This window comes from Streptomyces sp. NPDC029466 (assembly GCF_055574515.1).
In genome coordinates this window covers 1-17,277 of sequence record NZ_JBVHZH010000072.1, presented here as the reverse complement: position 1 = coordinate 17,277, position 17,277 = coordinate 1, and the positions used below count along the sequence as shown (strand labels likewise).

The 17,277-nt window shown below is 68.1% G+C and carries 14 protein-coding genes and 5 pseudogenes; 11 read left to right on the top strand and 8 right to left on the bottom strand.

The genetic code is table 11. The features are described from left to right. Window positions 1-65 precede the first annotated feature (65 nt). Both ACZ4XD_RS35060 and ACZ4XD_RS35055 read right to left on the bottom strand, forming a co-directional pair. On the bottom strand, window positions 66-806 hold the full coding sequence (locus ACZ4XD_RS35060; RefSeq protein ID WP_468049133.1) for a hypothetical protein: 741 nt from the start codon (window positions 804-806) through the stop codon (window positions 66-68). A 434-nt stretch (window positions 807-1,240) separates the two neighbouring features. Next, window positions 1,241-1,888, bottom strand: a pseudogene (locus tag ACZ4XD_RS35055) (DUF5655 domain-containing protein); the annotation flags it as partial. Between the two features lie 150 nt (window positions 1,889-2,038). Here ACZ4XD_RS35055 and ACZ4XD_RS35050 point away from each other — a divergent pair. Continuing rightward, on the top strand, window positions 2,039-2,491 hold the full coding sequence (locus ACZ4XD_RS35050; protein ID WP_468049179.1) for a hypothetical protein: 453 nt from the start codon (window positions 2,039-2,041) through the stop codon (window positions 2,489-2,491). 150 nt (window positions 2,492-2,641) lie between these two features. Here ACZ4XD_RS35050 and ACZ4XD_RS35045 read toward each other — a convergent pair. From ACZ4XD_RS35045 to ACZ4XD_RS35025, 5 genes and pseudogenes are all read right to left on the bottom strand, one after another. Then, a pseudogene (locus tag ACZ4XD_RS35045) lies at window positions 2,642-2,850 on the bottom strand (transposase); the annotation flags it as partial. 361 nt (window positions 2,851-3,211) lie between these two features. Then, window positions 3,212-3,688: a hypothetical protein gene (locus ACZ4XD_RS35040; RefSeq protein WP_468049130.1), complete on the bottom strand. Its 477-nt coding sequence runs from the start codon at window positions 3,686-3,688 to the stop codon at window positions 3,212-3,214. A 281-nt stretch (window positions 3,689-3,969) separates the two neighbouring features. Next, window positions 3,970-4,731, bottom strand: a complete 762-nt coding sequence (locus ACZ4XD_RS35035; protein ID WP_468049126.1) for a hypothetical protein — start codon at window positions 4,729-4,731, stop codon at window positions 3,970-3,972. Next, complete coding sequence (locus tag ACZ4XD_RS35030) at window positions 4,728-5,624, bottom strand: caspase family protein (RefSeq protein WP_468049173.1); 897 nt, start codon at window positions 5,622-5,624, stop codon at window positions 4,728-4,730. Before ACZ4XD_RS35030 ends, ACZ4XD_RS35035 begins: the two co-directional genes overlap by 4 nt. Window positions 5,625-5,791: 167 nt before the next feature. Beyond that, window positions 5,792-7,099 (bottom strand): lipase family protein, encoded by a 1,308-nt coding sequence (locus tag ACZ4XD_RS35025; protein WP_468049122.1) that lies wholly within the window; start codon window positions 7,097-7,099, stop codon window positions 5,792-5,794. A gap of 547 nt (window positions 7,100-7,646) precedes the next feature. On the opposite strand from ACZ4XD_RS35025, the gene ACZ4XD_RS35020 reads away from it, so the two are divergent. From ACZ4XD_RS35020 to ACZ4XD_RS34995, 6 genes are all read left to right on the top strand, one after another. Further along, window positions 7,647-7,865 (top strand): hypothetical protein, encoded by a 219-nt coding sequence (locus ACZ4XD_RS35020; protein ID WP_468049120.1) that lies wholly within the window; start codon window positions 7,647-7,649, stop codon window positions 7,863-7,865. 76 nt (window positions 7,866-7,941) lie between these two features. Beyond that, window positions 7,942-8,892 (top strand): sugar-binding transcriptional regulator, encoded by a 951-nt coding sequence (locus tag ACZ4XD_RS35015; protein ID WP_468049169.1) that lies wholly within the window; start codon window positions 7,942-7,944, stop codon window positions 8,890-8,892. Window positions 8,893-8,996: 104 nt separating this feature from the next. Next, window positions 8,997-10,385 (top strand): ABC transporter substrate-binding protein, encoded by a 1,389-nt coding sequence (locus tag ACZ4XD_RS35010; protein WP_468049118.1) that lies wholly within the window; start codon window positions 8,997-8,999, stop codon window positions 10,383-10,385. A 52-nt stretch (window positions 10,386-10,437) separates the two neighbouring features. Next, on the top strand, window positions 10,438-11,334 hold the full coding sequence (locus tag ACZ4XD_RS35005) for a carbohydrate ABC transporter permease (protein ID WP_386684925.1): 897 nt from the start codon (window positions 10,438-10,440) through the stop codon (window positions 11,332-11,334). Next, window positions 11,331-12,203: a carbohydrate ABC transporter permease gene (locus ACZ4XD_RS35000; protein ID WP_468049117.1), complete on the top strand. Its 873-nt coding sequence runs from the start codon at window positions 11,331-11,333 to the stop codon at window positions 12,201-12,203. Before ACZ4XD_RS35005 ends, ACZ4XD_RS35000 begins: the two co-directional genes overlap by 4 nt. Window positions 12,204-12,459: 256 nt before the next feature. Beyond that, window positions 12,460-12,921 (top strand): ATP-binding protein, encoded by a 462-nt coding sequence (locus tag ACZ4XD_RS34995; RefSeq protein WP_468049114.1) that lies wholly within the window; start codon window positions 12,460-12,462, stop codon window positions 12,919-12,921. A gap of 1,064 nt (window positions 12,922-13,985) precedes the next feature. On the opposite strand, the pseudogene ACZ4XD_RS34990 reads toward ACZ4XD_RS34995, so the two are convergent. After that, a pseudogene (locus ACZ4XD_RS34990) lies at window positions 13,986-14,451 on the bottom strand (MDR/zinc-dependent alcohol dehydrogenase-like family protein); the annotation flags it as partial. Between the two features lie 506 nt (window positions 14,452-14,957). Between ACZ4XD_RS34990 and ACZ4XD_RS34985 the strand changes: the two are divergent. The 4 genes and pseudogenes from ACZ4XD_RS34985 to ACZ4XD_RS34970 form a co-directional block, all read left to right on the top strand. Beyond that, window positions 14,958-15,560, top strand: a pseudogene (locus tag ACZ4XD_RS34985) (IS5 family transposase); the annotation flags it as partial. After that, window positions 15,557-15,823: a transposase gene (locus ACZ4XD_RS34980; protein WP_468049161.1), complete on the top strand. Its 267-nt coding sequence runs from the start codon at window positions 15,557-15,559 to the stop codon at window positions 15,821-15,823. The pseudogene ACZ4XD_RS34985 and the gene ACZ4XD_RS34980, both read left to right, overlap by 4 nt. Window positions 15,824-16,111: 288 nt before the next feature. Then, window positions 16,112-16,273, top strand: a complete 162-nt coding sequence (locus tag ACZ4XD_RS34975; protein WP_468049112.1) for a hypothetical protein — start codon at window positions 16,112-16,114, stop codon at window positions 16,271-16,273. Window positions 16,274-16,538: 265 nt separating this feature from the next. Next, window positions 16,539-17,025 (top strand): annotated as a pseudogene (locus ACZ4XD_RS34970) (helix-turn-helix domain-containing protein); the annotation flags it as partial. Between the last annotated feature and the right edge of the window lie 252 nt (window positions 17,026-17,277).

Here is a 17,277-nt window from a genome sequence, read left to right as displayed (position 1 = left end):
GCAGGGCGGGCGAGGAAGGCCGGTTCGTCAGCGATGCCCGGCCCGTTCGTGACGTGGGCCAACCCTCATGGAGTACCACCTGCGCTCAGAGCGTCCTCATAACCGCAGGATGCTGCCTGCTTCAGCGACGGCTTACCTACGACCTTTCCAATCCGGACCTTCTCATTAGGTTGGCGGTCCAGTGGGCCAACGTGAGGGAAATCCGTTATCTCGGTCAGGCGTCCTCCGTATCGCTCCCACACTGTGCCGTTGCGGTCGGTGAACGCAACGGCCATCTGCATGGCGTAGGTGTCGGGCACCTTTCGGTACTTGCCACCCCACTTCTCCTGATACTCCAACGCGGTCCAGTTGATCACCATTTCCGAGCAGGGCCCGAGTCCAGACAGTGCTTCTCGGATAAACACTCTGTTCCCGAAACTGGACGTCCCTAGGTGCACCTTGATGTCCCAGACCGCCCCAGCAATCGGGTCTGGTGACCTGTTCATGAGGTGGAGGTGCTGCGCGCCGTCGCCATCCTGATCCATCCAAGTCGCGACGCGCATGGCCTGTTCGCGCTCTTTGCGGTCGGCGTCCTCTCGCGACTGGTCAAGTTGCTCTTTCGATACCGCCGCTCCGTAGTACGTTGCGATTCCGGTGAACAGCAGGCTCCCAATCCCCGCGATGATCGTGAAGATGGTTCCCGCCCTACCCCAGTCGATCCGATTCCACCAACGCCGAGCCTGCTGGCGGTCCCGCACTCGGCGCGGCCTTGGCCGCCGCTGCGCCATCAAGACCCTTTGCCGCCGCTGTCCCTCCTGGTCCGACATCCAGCCTCCATCCCGCTGTCGTCAAAGGGTGGCAGAGCAGGAGCATCCGGTCCATGAACTCGCCAATGGCAGCGACAGATTCTCCATCCGCACGCGGAGGCGGCGTCACCAGGCCAGGGTGCCCCGCCGGGCTGCAACGAGTGGGGCCTTCTGCCGGTCGGCTACGACCTCGGCCTTCGCCACGCCTATTCCCTTACCGCGCCCGCGACCGCGGCGCGGCTGAGGCAGGAGTTCGCCGAGGTTTTGACCACTCCCGCGAGCCGGGCCGGGGAACTCGTCGCGCTTGGCCAGCTCCTCCAGGCGTGCAGCACAGGCGTACACCCCCACCTCACCCGCTCATCGCACAACGCGCCGAACCTCACCGGCACCCCCGTCCCCAAGCCCTGACCACGGCGCCAGTCAGCCACACGGCATAACCCCCGCCAGTCGACCCTTCACGCCGCCGCGTAGCTCGCCCGGAACAGCTCCTGCGCGCGCTCCACATCCCTGGGCGTGCGCGGCTGCACCTCCAGGTCACCGGTTCCGTGGTGACCGAGCCCGGTGACATCGCGAGTGAAGCCGGGCACGAGGTCCACCTGCCTGGGGTCGGCCTTGAGGTATTCCAGCAGCTTGGTCGTCTGCGGCGGGCAGACGCACGCAAAGTTCCGCAGTCGCTGGTAGGCGCGGTACTGCTTGCGCTGGATTCGGGTGATGCCGTCACCGAGGCCGAGCAGTGCCTCGTCGACCGCTGCAGCCAGGTCCATCAGGTCCCCGCCCTGCCGTCGAGCGCTCGGCACACCGACCGCGCGACGCCGAGCCGCCGTGGGCCTGGCCGTCTGCCCGGTGTACGAGGCCACGGTCTCAAGGCCGATGTGGTCGTGGCCGAAGAGACGGTAGCGGACGAGGTCGATGCTGCGCCGGTGCTCGCGTACGGCGTGGATGTCGTAGCGGGTGAAGTCGCCGGCCACGCAGATCAGCCTCGGGGCGCTCCACAGCACCTGGGACGCGGCCGTGGCGCCGAGTCGGTCGCGGACCAAGTGCCCGAACTCGGCCCGGTGATCCATCAACCAGGACAGGTAGAAGAGGCCCTGGTTGATCACGCCTTCTCTGAACTAGACGCGGCGTGTGTCGGTGGGTGCGGCATGAGCTGTGTCAGTTCGGTCAGGGAGAATGGCGCAATGGATGCAGGGGGTGTAGCGCTTGTCGGCGCCGTTGCAGCTGTTTTGGGTGCCGCCTTGGGAGCTGGCGGAGCCATGTCTGCGGCCGCGATCGGCGCGCGGAAGCAAGCGCGTACTCAGCATGAGCAGTGGCGGCGGCAAGGTCGTCATGACGCTTTTGTGCGGTTCGGGGAAGCCGCCAACAGCACGGTTCACCTGCTGATGCGCTCGTTCAACAGCCATCTCGCTGGTTCCGGAGGGATCGATCCGGAAAGTCGCCCGGCAGCATTCGCTGCTCTTCAAGCCGCTCGATCTTCCCTTGGGCTGGCGGGGCCGCAGGACATGGTGAGAGCAGCAGACACGCTGTATGGATCGATCAGCAAGTTGAGCGATCTCGTTTCGCAGATGTCGCACCTGGGCTGGCCCGACACGCAGAAGTTGACCAGATTCCTCGAGGAACTGGAGCGTGTTCATCAGGCTCGCGATGAGTTTGAGGCGCTTGGCAGAGTCGAGCTGGATGGTGACGGTGGTGTCGTGCGAACTGCCTGATTTGCCCTTCCGTCGTCTGGGGGACCTTTGGCTGTGGTCTCTTGAGCCGGGATGTGCAGGGAAGCGGGCATGCCGAGGTCGATGATGTTGCGGCCGACAGGGCGCCGGTCGAGTTGGGCGAGTTTCTCCTCCGCTCCGGCCAGGCTCACCCGCCGACCAGCGTCGATGCCGCTCGTACACGGCTTCCACTTGCCGAAACGTGCAGGCAATTCCCGCCATGGCACCCCCGTGCGGTTGCGGTACAGGATTCCGTTGATGACCCTGCCGTGGCCTGCCCAACGGCCGCCCCGGATTCCGGTCTTCGGCAGATGTGGCCTCAGTCGGGCCCATTCCGCATTCGTGAGATCTCCCCGACCCATGAACATGCCAACGACGAGAGTCCTCAGCAGTCACAAGATCTGCCACGGCCAGAACCTAGCCACCTGTGCGTTCAGTCCCCGCTCGCGGGGACCCACGAGGGAGGCGTCCAGAGCAGTCATGAGCTGCGCAGCGCGGCTCTTACCGCTGGGCGCGAGAGGGTACCGCTGGAGGATATCGATCAGGGCCGGTGTGGCTCGTTCGCGGGCCTTGACCTGGGGGTTCACGAAGAGGCGCGGAGCTTGAGGCGTCCCAGAGCACTGCTTCGGTTGAGGGCGGCACCCGGCGCCCGGCGGCGCGCTCGCTGCCGGGTACTGCTCGAAGGCACGGTGCAGACCTCGGGGCCTGAGTCTGCGTCGGGGCCTAAGACCGGTGTCCCTCCCGTAGGAGCACGGCCAGAATCCGCTCCGCCTCGGCAACGTCCGCGACGTCCAGCTCCCGGCGCGCGCCGCCCACACTGAGCCCCAGGCGCCGCACCCGGCCCTCCCGCAGCAGGGCGGCGAGAAGAGCCGCCACGGGACGTACTCGCAGCCCCGGCAGTGCCACCGCGACCGCGTCGCGGCCCGGCACGAGGGAGATTCCGGCGGCTGTCCCTTCGTCGAGCAGACTGCGGGAGAGTCGCCAGAGCACCATCGGGTCCTCGTCCTCGATGATCAGCCACTCGCGGAGTTCCTCCGGTTCGTCGACCATGAGGGCAGGCTCGCGCGGGAGCAGCGCCCTGTCGACTGCGTGATGCATGCTGTGCGTGGTCGCGCCGCTCAGCCCACGCCACTGGATCCGCAGGGCGTTCGTGTCCGCCTCCACCCGGAAGGGCAGCGCCGCGCCGACCTGCGCTTTCATCGGAGGCCGCGGCTCTGGCTCTTCAGGGTGAGCGGCGGTGAAGGAGGAGAGCGACGATGGCAGTGACGCACGCAGATAGGGGGCGAGAAGGTGACGCAGTGCTTCAGCCGCTGGTTCCCGCGATTCCGGTGCCGGGCGGGCCAGCTCTGAGGCGAGCAGGTCCAGTCCCTCGGCCACCAGTGGGGCCCTCTCATATCGGCGAGCCGGGCTAGGGGCTCGGAGAGGTCCCGCCACTCACCGCGGCGCCGGGCGAGCCAGGTGTCGATGGCCAGGACGTCGATCTAGGCCGGGCCGGACTCATGGTGGTCGCCGGTCTCCTCCCGCCACTGCCTTGCCCGCTCCAGGTCGCCGCGTCGGCATGCGAGATAGCCCACGGCCAGATCGAAGAGCGGAGTGCCGCGTACGCTGGGGTCGCCCCACCAGACCCGCTCCACGACGGTGGCCCAACCCCATTCCCCAAGCCGCAGCGCCTCCAACAGCGTGAAGCCCGAGTCCGCTACCGGGCGGACCTCTACCCGTCCCTGCGGTCGATGCTCAGCCGGTTCCAGGGTGAACAGGGATCCCTCTGGCACCAGCGTGCACACCGGACGCCGCCGACCGCCGCCGATCTGCAGGGCGGCGGGGCCGCCCAGCGGGGTGGCTACCGTCGCGGCACCGCCCGTCGCCATGCCCGACAAGTCCCGTACGGTCCACCGGCCGTTCGGCTCCCGCCCCCACAGCCGGACCCAGCCATTCGCGGCCCGGCCAGCCACCTCGCCGCCCGTGCCTTTCGCTTTCACGCGCCGCGCGGAGAGCACGGCTTGCTCGGTACGGCCGCCGGTCACCACGACGGGCTGGACCGACAGATAGGGCGACCATGCGTACACCAGGCACTGTTCCTCGTAAGGGATCTCTACCAGGGTGGACATCTCGGCGCGCAACGGGACGCGCCTCAGACGGCGGTTGCCGCGATCGAGGACCTCGGCCGCGCCGACGACCGTGCCCGGCCTGGCACTAGGCACCGCAGGAGCCACGATGTCGATGTGTGCGGTAGCGACGCTCACAGCTCCCGCACCTCCACGGTCCGCGCACGGCAGGGTGCCTGCATCCAGATGTCGTCGCCATGGCCCCGGAAGCGTCCGTCAGCGAACGCCACCTCGACCCGGGCCGGGCCGAAGGGGCCCTGTCCGATCCAGGGCTCCGGCATCGGTGGGCGGGACGCGTACAGCTCCTGGTGCTCCCGGTCTATGAGCGCCCACTCTGCGTCGGACAGCGACTCCCCGGGCCAGGTGTCGAAGTGGAAGGGGACCGGGGGAGCCTCGTCGAACGAGAAGAGAACACCGCCCTGGCTCGTGCTCAGAGAGGAGAAGTCACAGCGCTGGTCGGGCATGGCGATGCCGTCCGGCCGCAGGCCCGGCCAGTCCATGAGCTCGCGCACAAACTTCCCGACCGTCTCCGTGGTCACCGCCCAGGCTTCGCCCGCCGAGTCCGACTCGGGTGTCAGCAGTGCGCGCAGGACCGCCTCGGTGAAGCGGGTGACTCCTTCCAGCGGGCCATGTGCCTTCATACCCGGGCGGGTGGAGTGGACGACGACTCGGTCGCGGTCGCGCGGCCGGCGCGGGGGCGTCAACAGTTGCGCGGCACGCACCTCCCCTTCCTCGTATAGCCGTTCCGGAGCGAAACGGCAGGCGTCGACGAAGAAGCACTGGATCCGGGCGTTGTTCCGCTCCATGCCCTCAACCAAGGCGTGGAGGTCCACTGCGTTGCGGAAGTAGTCCCGCGCGTTCTCACCGGTGTCCTGAAGCAGGAGCGCCTGAGGGTCCCTTCCGGCCTGAACCCCATGGCCACAGAAGAAGAACAGCGCCACGTTGTCCGGATGGCTATCGCCCCGTTCGTACCAGGCCCAAAACGCTTCCTCCCCCCCCGAAGGTGGCCGGTCCGAGCGGCACCCCTGCACCGTCGTCACCCTTGAGGACGATCTCCTCCTTGTCCGAGACAACGGCTTCGAGGCTGCCGAGCGACAGCCCGCCAGGCAAGTCCCGAAACCCTTCGAGCAATCCCTCGCACAGCGCACGCGCGGACGCCGGTGGAGAAGCCAGTTGGGCGAACTCCTTGGAAAGCCGGTCACCCTTGCGGCCCTTCACATACCGTGGCCCGCCCGGGAACCAGTCGTACGCGCCGACGCCCATCACCAGCGCGTGTGCGGCGGGTCCCGCAAGGCCGCTCTCCCACACCGTGGTCATGCCGGCCTCCCCACCCTGCGCGCCAGCCGCGCGTGGAAGTCGCAGGACGTGAGATAGCTCCCATGAGCCCACCAGGCGCCGGTGCGGAAGACCAGGTCCTCCGCACCGGCGAAGACCGGAGCGGCCCGAACGCCAGCGGGTCGGACCGGTCCAGGACGTTGAGCCAGCGGCCCACGTTCGGCAGCGCGGCGGCCTTGGGACGGCTCCGGTTCGGCACCTGGTGGTCGCTGGACGCGAAGAGCTTGAGCTCCTCGAAGAGACCGATCTGGGTGCCCACCGTCACCAGCAGATCCACCCGCACATCGGGCCGGAAGTAGGACAGCACGTCATGGACGATGTTCCCGCCCATGCTGTGGGCGAGCACCACGAGCGGCTCACCGCGCAGCGCGGCGTCCCGCGCCCCCTCGTCGAGGGAGCCGGAGATTCGCTCCAGGATCGGGCCGGGCGCCTCCAGGGCACCCCGCTCGGCGAAGTAGCCCATGACGTCACCCATCAGCAGAGCCGCAGGGCGGGCGCCCCAGCGGCGGACGCCGGCGGCCAAGGGGCGCGTGCGCATGGAGACGTGGAGGGCGCGCAGCCGGTGCACCGCGCGGACGGCGCGGGTCGGCAGGCCGCTCGTGACGCCGAAGCTCTCCCAGGACTGAGGATCCGCCTCGGCCAGGCCACGGCCCGTGCGCCTCTCCCAGTCGGCGACCTCGTCGTGCAGACAGTCAAGGAAGTCGTCGTCCTCCTCAACATTCCCGAGCCAGGCAAAGAACGGTGCGCCGTCACCCAGGGTGCCCTCGCCGGTCTTCTCGGACCAGTACGCAGTGGCTCGCGCGCAGAATGCCCCCAGCTCCGCGAGGGCACCCGGCTCGGACTCGTCGTTGTCGTCGCCGGCCAGCGCGAGCAGATCGATCGCCCACTGCAACGAGACGCGGGCGGTCGCCGTCAGGACCTGATCAACGTCCCGCTGTTCCGGCCCCGTGGCGTCCGCCAGAGCCCCGGCGACGGCCTCCTTGAGCGGCTCCTCGCCTGCCCCGCCCAGCGACTCCACCTCGTCCGGGGCCAGGGAGGCCCATCCCCAGGCCGGTTCCGCGACGAGCTCACCCCACCAAGGGCTGGACAGCAGAGCGCCAGGGGAATGGCCTGTCGCGGGCAGGAGGTGAAGGCGCAACAGTTCGTCGCGCAGTGCGGCGGAGTGACCCACAGCATCGGCCTTCCGGTTCCCGATACCGTGAACGTGTACCAGCGCCACCGCTCCCCCTGTCTCCCACTCATCGACACTACATTGTGCGACACAGGCGGTTTCCCGAGTAAGTTGTCCACAGATCGGCCAACCACTCTGGCACGACAGCTGGTGCCACATCAGGCTATGTTCGCCTCGGACTTGCCGATCGAATGGGGTTGGCGACAGGCACGTTGCGGGTGCGGCGGGGCGGCTGGTCGACCCAGGAACTCCACCAGATCTCGGGGCCCGTAAGCGGATCTCAGCGTCAACTGTCAACCGTCGGCCGCCGGTTGGCGACGGCGGATGCACTGCCACCGGGGGACGCTTGGCCATACCCCCACCGTGCGCCCACCTCGCCCACGACACACGGCAACGGTCGTCGACGACTACCTCTTCGTCGCGACCGCGGCCGGCGCGCTGGGTGTCGCATGGCCGGGTACGTCCCGCTGCCGCCGCTGATGACCTCGCAGGATCCGGAGCACAAGGGCCAGATCATGTCGGCGTACACGCTGGGGCCGGCGCCAGCATGGCCTTCGGTCCGCTCATCGGCACGGTCTTCATCGGCGCGATCGGCATCGGGGGAGTCATGTGGATCTATGCCGCCCTGCATCTGCTCAGCACCGTCCTCGTGCTGTGCATGAAGACGCCGCCCGAGCCGCAGCCGGAGGCCGGTGACCACACCGATGCGCACCGGGCGGAGCCGCAGCCGGTGGGCACGTTGACAGCGCCCTCCAGGGGTCTTTAATGGAGAAAAGGTGCATATGAGGCACATGCGCTCATTCGAGCGCTGACTCGCAGCGTCCAGAAAGGCCATGCCTGCCATGCGTACCCACCACACCGGCCCGGAGTACCTGGTCCAGACGGCCGCGATGGCCCGGAGGTTCTACCTCGAAGGCAAATCCAAGATGGAGATCGCCGAGGAATTCGGCATCAGCCGGTTCAAGGTGGCCCGGACCCTGGAGACCGCCCTCCGCGACGGCCTGATCCGGCTGGAGATCCGGCTGCCCGCCGAACTCGACGCCGACCTCTCCGACGCCCTGCGCACGCGATTCGGCCTGCGGCACGCCATCGTCATCGACTCGCGGCAGGAGGTCCCGGACGACACCGTGGAGGCCACCCGCCGCCTCGGCGCGGTCGCGGCCGACCTGCTCGCCGAGATCGTCACCGAGAACGATGTCCTCGGGCTGGTCTGGGGTCCGGAGATCGAGGCCCTCGGTCTCGGGCTGACCACGCTCGCCCGGTGCACGGTCGTCCAGCTGTGCGGGGTGACCCCGCTGCGGCCCGTGAACAACACGGCGGTGGAGGCGGTACGCCGGGCCGCCACCATCTCGCGCGGCGTCGTCCACCCCATCTACGCACCGCTGCTGCTGCCCGATGCGACGGCGGCCCGGATGCTGCGTGAGCAGCCCGGCGTGGTCGACGCGATCCGCCACTTCAGCCGGCTGACCAAGGCCGTGGTCACCGTCGGCGGATGGGGCCCGGGGCTCTCCACCGTGTTCGACGCGCTCAGTGACGCCGAACGTGAAGAGTACCGGAGCCGCGGAGTATGCGCCGAAGTCGCGGGTCATCTGCTCGATGCGGAAGGACGCATCATCGTCCCCGAACTCACCGAACGGGTCATCGCCATCAGCTTTGACGAATTGCGCAAGGTGCCCGAGGTGATTCTGCTGGCCGACGGCATCGAACGGGCAGTCGCTGCCTCGGCGGCGGTGAAGACCGGTCTCTTCAACGGCGTGGTCACCGACGCCAGGGTGGCCGAGAGCTTGCTCTGAACGCGCGAACCCGTGCGCTTGTCGTCCGCCGGCAGGGGCACGGCCGCACACCGAGGCGATAGACCTGGTGCGGGAAGTAGCGGGCGGGGTGAAAGGTGCCAGCCGTGAGAGCACGCCGCCGTGGTCGGGCCGGACCAGGCCGCCCCGGCCACCTCGTCCGGCAGGCCGCCGTGACCCTGGCCGTGGTGCTGGCGGCAGGCGGCTGCTATCGGGGCGCCGGCGATGTCGGGAACAGTGGCAAGAACACCCTCAATGTGCTGATGGTGAACAACCCGCAGATGGTGGATCTGCAACGGCTCACCGCCGAGCACTTCACCAAGGAGACCGGCATCAAGGTCAATTTCACGGTGCTGCCGGAGGACGATCTGCGCGACAAGATGAGCCAGGACTTCTCCAGCCAGGCCGGGCAGTACGACGTGGCGAGCCTGAGCAATTACGAGACGCCGATCTATGCCCGTAACGGCTGGCTGACCGATCTGGGTGCGCGGGCCGCCGAGGACCGCGCCTTCGACCAGGACGACATCCTCCCGCCGGTCCGCTCCTCGCTGACCGCCGCCGACGGAAAGGTCTACGCGGAGCCGTTCTACGGCGAGTCGTCGTTCCTGATGTACCGCAAGGACCTGCTCAAGGCGGCGGGGCTGACCATGCCGGCCCGCCCCACCTGGCGCCAAGTCGCCACGATGGCCGCCAAGTTGGACGGCATCCGCAAGGGCGTCAAGGGGATCTGTCTGCGCGGGCAGCCCGGCTGGGGCCAGCTGATCGCCCCGCTGACGACCGTGGTGAACACGTTCGGGGGGACGTGGTTCACCAAGGACTGGCGGGCGAAGGTCGACAGCCCCGCCTTCACCACGGCCACCCGGTTCTACGTCGATCTGGTGCGCAAGCACGGCGAGCCGGGCGCCCCGCAGGCCGGCTACACGGAGTGCCTCAATGACATGCAGCAGGGCAAGGTAGCGATGTGGTACGACGCTACGGCCGGTGCCGGTTCGCTGGAGAGCGGCGAGTCCAAGGTCGCGGGCAAGGTCGGCTATGCCCCGGCGCCGGTGGAGAAGACCGCCGTCTCGGGCTGGCTCTACACCTGGGCGTGGGGCCTGCAGAAGGCCAGTAGGCACCAGGACGCGGCGTGGAAGTTCATCTCCTGGGCCTCCAGCAAGAAGTACGAACGGCTGGTGGGCCGGGAGCTGGGCTGGTCGAAGGTGCCGGGCGGCAAGCGGGCGTCGCTCTATCGCGACCCGCAGTACACCGCGTCCGCCCGGGCCTTCGCCGGCCCGACCGAGCGGGCGATCAGTACGGCGCGGCCCGACGACCCTGGGGTCCAGCCCCGCCCCGTGCCCGGCATTCAGTTCGTGGACATCCCCGAGTTCGCCGCCCTGGGCACCAAGACCAGCCACGAGATCAGTGCGGCCATCGCCGGCAAGCAGAGCGTGGCCGCCGCACTCCGTCACGGCCAGCGACTGGCAGCGGAGGTGGCCCGTGTCTACGCAGGCCACTGACGCCTCGGCGCCCGGCCCGCGCGGAGCCGTGGACGCCCGCAGCCGCGCGGCGATGGACCGGGCCACGGTGCGGGCCCGCCGGGCGCCCCTCCTCCCCGCCCTGGTCTTCCTCATCATCGTCACCCAACTCCCGTTCGTGACGACAGCGGTGATCTCCTTCCTCCGCTGGAACGCACTCGCCCCCCAGAACCGGGGGTTCGCCGGCTTCGACAACTACCGGGCCGTCTTCACCGACCCCGCGCTGCGCAGTGCGGTAGGGACCACGATCCTGCTGACGGTGACCGTGGTCCTGGTCAGCCTGCTGCTCGGGCTGGGCCTCGCGCTGCTGCTCGACCGGCGCTTCCGCGGCCGCGGCCTGGTCCGCACCCTGCTCATCACGCCGTTTCTGATCGTGCCGGTCGCTGCGGCCCTGCTGTGGAAGCACGCCCTGTTCAACACCTCCTACGGCCTCCTCAACGGCGTCCTGACCTGGCTGTGGAGCCTGTTCGGCAGTGACAGCCCGCCGCAGCCGGACTGGATGACCGGTGCCCCGCTCGCCGCGGTGGAAGTGACGCTGATCTGGCAGTGGACGCCGTTCATGATGCTGATCCTGCTCGCCGGGCTGCAGAGCCGGCCCGCCGACGCCGTCGAGGCCGCCCTGGTGGACGGCGCCTCCGCGTTCGACATCTTCCGCTATCTGACGCTGCCGCATCTGCGCCGCTACCTGGAACTCGCCGCCCTGCTCGGGACGATCTACCTCGTCCAGAACTTCGACGCGGTCTTCACCCTCACCTCCGGCGGCCTCGGCACCGCCAACCTCCCCTACACGATCTACCAGACCTTCTACCAGGCCCACGACTACGGGCTGGCGTCCGCACAGGGCGTCGTCGTGGTGATCTGCTCCCTGATCGTGGCCGCCTTCGCACTGCGCACCGTCTCGTCCCTGCTGCGCGAGGAGGGCATCCGATGACCGGCATGCTGCGCACCGTCCACCGGCTGCCGGCATCCGCCCGGCGCCGGCGTCGCCGGCACGCGTATCTGGTCCTGCTGGCCTGGCTGTGCGGACTGCTCTTCTTCGTGCCCGTCGCCTGGATGGTGCTCACCTCCCTGCACAGCGAGACGGATGCGGCGACCAACCCGCCCAGCCTCGGCGCTCCGCTCACCCTGCACGGCTACCGCGAGTTCTTCGGCGAGGGCAGCGGCGTCAGTCCCTGGCCCCCGATCTTCAACTCGCTGACCGCCTCGGTGGTCTCCACGCTCCTGGTCCTCGCCCTGGCCGTCCCCGCCGCCTACGCCCTGTCCATCAAACCGGTGCGCAAATGGCGCGACGTCCTCTTCTTCTTCCTCTCCACGAAGATGCTGCCGCTGGTGGCCGCACTGCTCCCGCTCTACCTCGTCGCACAGCACACCGGAATGCTCGACAACATCTGGCTGCTGGTCCTCCTCTACACCGCGATGAACCTGCCGATCGCGGTGTGGATGATGCGCTCGTTCCTCGCCGAGATTCCGGTGGAGATGCTGGAGGCCGCCGCGATCGACGGCGCGGGCCTGGCCACGACGCTGACCCGGATCGTCGCGCCGGTCGCCCTGCCCGGCCTCGCCGCAACGGCCCTGATCTCCTTCATCTTCAGCTGGAACGAGCTGCTCTTCGCCCGGGTCCTGACCGGCGTCGTCGCCGGCACCGCGCCGGTATTTCTGACCGGCTTCGTCACCAGCCAGGGCCTCTTTCTGGCCAAGGTGTGCGCCGCCGCCACATTCATCTCCCTTCCCGTTCTCATCGCCGGGTTCGCCGCCCAGGACAAACTCGTCCAGGGCCTCTCGCTCGGCGCCGTGAAATGACGTGGCGCGGCTCACCGGGGATCATCGACCTGCTGCGCACCGTGACGAATACCGGGGAATCTGCTCGTCTGAGCATGAGTTGCTCATGTTTCAAAAGAGCCCTCGGAAACCATTGACATCGCCCTTTGCGGATCTTTAATGGGAAGTAATTGCATATATGAGCTGTAGCTGCTCATCCGAGCAACAGCGAATGCTGCAAACGCGGGCCGCGTTGATCGCGCGCTTGCTTGTTTGAAGGGTTAAGGAAATGACTGCAGTGGCTGAATTCGTCATTCCACGGGACGTCGAACTTCCTTCTGTCTCGCTCACGTTGCCGGCAGTCCTGTCCTCCGCCAGGCAAGCCCGGACCTTCACCGCGGAGTCTCTGCGGTTCTGGGGCGAGAGCGAGGAACTCATCGATTCGGCCGTGCTGATCGTCTGCGAGCTGGCCACCAACGCCATTCGTCACGGAGCTCGGCTGCCGGACGTCTACGGGCGCGAACGGGGGCCGGATTCCGTGATCACTCTCGGGCTCGCCCTGGAAGCCGATGTGCTGCACATCGAGGTGCATGACGGGTCCATGATCCTGCCGGTCCAGCGCACCGCCGGCCGTAATGAAGACTGCGGACGCGGAATGCAGATCATTGCGGCACTCGCCGAGTCCTGGACCTGCGGTCGCGACCCTGAAGGCGGCAAATGGGTCCGCGCGACCCTCTCGCGTGGGGGCGAGCGGCGCTGACGGGTGACGGCGGTGCCCCGCGCTGCCTGGGCCCCGGCCGGCCCGTCCATGCCTCGGTCATCCCGACGGAGCCGCGTAGCGTGACCTCGTCCCACTCCCCACGGCTCCAAGGGAGAGGACTGCCGAGCGCGAACTCGGCGGCAGAGGCATCACGGCCCACGCCCTTTCGCTCGGCCCGACCGACACCGGCCTCCTCCGGAACAGTGCCAAACCGGACGCGCTGGACGGTGCCGCCGCCATGACCCCGCTCGGCCGCATCGGCCGACCCAGCTCCTGGCCCACTCTGTCTCCCTCCGCTGGAGAGCTGTCGCTTCGGTTCTTGGTCCCCCTGCGCATCCAAGGACAGGACGTAGCTGGCAAGTGATCCGGAGAGTGCTTGTCCACTTTCGACGGGGGTAGACGGCGTGCATGGTTGCCACACGTAACTTTGTGCCGGGAGCCCTACTCCAAAGCTTCCATCGCCGTCGACGGCCACGCCACACGCGTCCGAGCCCCCGACGTGGCAAGCTCCACCGGCGGCTGCTTGCCTACCGGGACGTAGTGATCTTCCGCTCTCCGGCTCCGACGAGTGAACGGGCACAAAGTCTGCTGCTGGTGTACATCCGCCGCGTCGTTGGGGAGGTCACCTACGAAGTGTGTGAACGCTGCGCGAGCGGCGTGATCACCCAGGTCCAGGTCACTTCGCCGTTGCAGGACAGCGGCCTGGGCACGCGGGCCGTTTCGCATCTGCGCGCCTGCTACCCCGACATCACCTGGCACAGCCGCCTCGCTCGGCGCATGACGCGAGACCTCGCCCATCGCATGCGTCTGCCCCACGACCGTGCCGGCCTGTCCTGTCCACACCTCCCAGACAGTGCTCCTGAGGGCCGCGGGACACCGGGGCCCGGGTGCGCAGAGCGCTGAGGCGTGCACCGGCACGCTGCTGGGAGCTCAAAGGGCGTCGTCGGCCCTGTGCCCGCCAGACGCCGCTGGAGTGGGAGGCGGGGCACAGGGCGTGATTTCCATGCTCGTGATGAGGCCACGAGCCCATGACGTGCGACGGCCGACCTCGCGGCGCCGTCCTCTCAGGGCGTCAGGACGGTCTTGATCATGCCGTCTTCCCTGGCCTGGAAGATCTCGTATGCCCGGGGCCCCTCTTCAAGCGGCAGGGTGTGGGTGTCGAAGCTCTCCACACCGAGGACATCCTCGTCGTCGAGGAGCGGCAAGATGTCGTCCACCCAGTGCCTGACGTTGGCCTGGCCCATACGCAGCTGGACCTGCTTGTCGAACAGGGTGAGCATCGGTACGGGGTCCACGGAACCGCCATAGACGCCGATGAGGGAGATCGTGCCGCCACGCCGCACGGCATCGACCGCCGTGCTGGGCCGGGCCGACATGCTGCCCATGCCGGCCCGGCCCAGCACCTTCTCGCGATCGCGTTGGGCAGAAGTCCGGCGCAGTTCTCGCCAGGGGAGCGCCGCGCGCCTCCATGCCGACCGCTTCGATGCCGGCATCGGTGCCGCGCCACTCAGTGAGACGCCGGATCTCCTCCCTCCCGACAACATCTCCCATGGGCCCGACGGCGCGTTCTGGGTCGCTTTGGCCGGGCCGAGGGAACCCGGCATCGACGTGCTGCACCTTATGGCGTTCCAATGTCAGAAAGGCTGTGTGGCAGGGGGTGAAGTCGTTGCGTCCACGCCCGCGCCGCACCGTGAGAGTCATGGCCCTGCGCCCGGACGGCACCACGGCGTGTGATCTGCGGCGGGGCAGGTCGCCATACCGGATGGTCACGAGCGTCTGCAGGACCGGGGCGTTCCTAATCATGGGCAGTCCCGTGGAAAGCGGTCTCGCCATATGTGAGTTCGACGGCTCACCATCGGACTTCGCACTCTGATTCCCTCCTTTCCTTTCGCTTCTACCCGACAGCGAGGGCCACGAAGTCAGCGGCCCGGTATGTGGACGCCTGGACGGCCGCGCCCGCTTCAGTCCAGCGAGCCTGCAGCTACGCGGAGATCCGATACGAGGCCCGGCTAGGTTGTCTCTTCAAATGATCTTGAGTGGTGGATCACGGTTGGGTGATACGTCGCCATGAACTGCCGGATGCTGAGTGGGAGTTCGTTCGGCCGCTGTTGCCCCGGTCTTCGCGGGGGCGGAAGCGGGTGGATGACCGCACTGTGCTCAACGGGATCGTATGGAAGTTCCGTACGGGCACGGCCTGGCGCGATGTGCCCGAGCGGTACGGTCCGTGGGCCACACTGCACACCCGCTTCCGGCGCTGGGCCCTGGACGGCACCTTCGAGCGGATGCTCCAGGCCGCACAGGCGCAGGCGGACGCGGCCGGGGACATCGACTGCCTCGTGTCGGTCGACTCAACCGTCGTCCGTGCCCACCAGCACGCCGCCGGAGCCCGAAAAGGGGCTCCAAACCCCCGGGCTCGGACGCTCCCGGAGCGGTCTGACCAACAACATTCACCTGGTCTGCGACGCTGCGGGCCGCCCGCTCGCCTTCACTGTCACCGGCGGGAACAGCAACAACTGCACGCAGTTCACCGCTGTGATGGAGGCGATACGGGAGCCCCGCATCGGCTCGGGCGGCCACGGACCCGGCCCTCCCACGTCCTGGCCGACAAGGGCTACAGCTCCAAGGCGATCCGCACCTGGCCCAGGCGCCGCGACATCGGCCACACCATCCCCGAACGGTCCGACCAGATCCGCAACCGTCTGCGGCGCGGCAGCCACGGCGGGCGCCCCCGGCCTTCGACAAGCAGCTCTACAAGCACCGCAACGTGATGGAACGCTGTTTCAACCGCCTGAAGCAATGGCGCGGCAACGCCACCCGTTACGACAAGACCGCCAATTCCTATCAAGCAGCCGTCACCCGCATCGCTCCTGATGCGGGCGTGACATTTGAAGACACCCCCTAGCTAGGCCGCTTCCCGCTGCTTGGAGCGGAGAATCCGGTTACGCCCGTCATGACAAGCACCGGACAGCTCTCCCCCATCGGCTCTCGCGGGGACACGGACGTACCAAATCGGCGCGATGTTCTGTGCGAACACTTGACCCGGCGGGCTGTTGCTGGCCGCCGATGGTTGCCAGATGCGGCATGTGCCTGACTTGCAGGGGTATACGCAAGCGGAGCGCCGTGCGAGCAAAGGACGCTCAGGCCCGTACAGGTGTCAACAGCGGCGCACCGACGTCAGGAGAGGTGAGCTGTGAACCCGCTGCACCCGGACGGATCGATCAGAAGTGAAATAGGCGAAGAACAGCGGATCCGCACATGCCGTGCCGCCGTCGTCGTCGAGGGCGGAGACATCAAGGCGGAGGAGCCCTCGGGGGAAGGAGCCGACGAGAACATCGTTCGGGGCGACGACTGAACCTACGTGCACCGCGCCGCCAGCACCCATTCTCCTGCACGAAGTCGCCCCGGCCGTCGTGGCATTCGCTCTCCCCCACCTCGGGACGCTGCGGAGTGACCTGACGGAGCGTCGTCGTCGCCGAGCCTTTCGGGCGGCAGCATGACGGCCGATTACGAGGGGTCGCGTCCCTCTCACTCTGGACAGTTGAGGGGGCGAGCAGATGAGCCCCCACCATGGCCTTGAGTTCTAGTGGTCGTCGCAACACCCCAGGTGAAGGGGTGCGATGGACTTCGAGATCCGGAAGAACCCGGGGGCCCGGAAGCGGGCGCGACATGGCCCGTGAGCGGGCCGCATACTTCCAGCTCATGGAGCAGGGGTACAGCACGCGGGAAGCCGCCCGAATAGTCGGCATCAACCTGCGCACCGGCAAGCGGTGGCGCAACGGCTGGCACTCACCGCCGGGCGGCCGGAAGGCAGTTCCTCCGATCTACCCGGCGCCGGGACAGGCCTCGGCGCCGGCGGAGGGCCGACCTCCCGCGCCGTCGCGGTACCTCCAGGAGCACGACCGCATCCACATCGCTGACCGGCTGCGTGAGAAGGCATCCATCCGGCAGATCGCCGCCGAGCCGGGCCGCAGCCCCTCCACCATCAGCCGGGAGATACGCCGCAACCGACGGCCTATGCCCAGGGGCGGCTCCGCCTACCAGCCCTTCCATGCCCACCGCCGTGCCGAACGGCGCCGGCCTCGGCCCAAGGTGGGCAAGATCGGAGGAGCCGGGACGGCGATCCATCACCTGCGGTGGGCTCACGAACCGCATCCGGACTCGACTGACTGTGCCCAGAGCATTCATTCCGGGGTACTGGCGAGCACGGCATGAACGACGCCGGAGGCCAAGTCGAAGTCGGCACGTACAAAGCCCTGTGCTTGGCCTAGGAGTTGTCTTCAAATGTCACGCCCACATCAGGAGCGATGCGAGGGTGACGGCGGCTTGGTAGGACTCGACGGTCTTGTCGTAGCGGGT

Bases quoted from the DNA above. Each gene is read 5' to 3' on its own strand.
- ACZ4XD_RS35060 (WP_468049133.1), bottom strand. From the start codon at position 806: ATGTCGGACCAGGAGGGACAGCGGCGGCAAAGGGTCTTGATGGCGCAG.
- ACZ4XD_RS35000 (WP_468049117.1), top strand. From the start codon at position 11,331: ATGACCGGCATGCTGCGCACCGTCCACCGGCTGCCGGCATCCGCCCGG.
- ACZ4XD_RS35040 (WP_468049130.1), bottom strand. From the start codon at position 3,688: ATGAAAGCGCAGGTCGGCGCGGCGCTGCCCTTCCGGGTGGAGGCGGAC.
- ACZ4XD_RS35020 (WP_468049120.1), top strand. From the start codon at position 7,647: ATGGCCTTCGGTCCGCTCATCGGCACGGTCTTCATCGGCGCGATCGGC.
- ACZ4XD_RS35005 (WP_386684925.1), top strand. From the start codon at position 10,438: ATGGACCGGGCCACGGTGCGGGCCCGCCGGGCGCCCCTCCTCCCCGCC.
- ACZ4XD_RS35050 (WP_468049179.1), top strand. From the start codon at position 2,039: ATGTCTGCGGCCGCGATCGGCGCGCGGAAGCAAGCGCGTACTCAGCAT.
- ACZ4XD_RS35015 (WP_468049169.1), top strand. From the start codon at position 7,942: ATGCGTACCCACCACACCGGCCCGGAGTACCTGGTCCAGACGGCCGCG.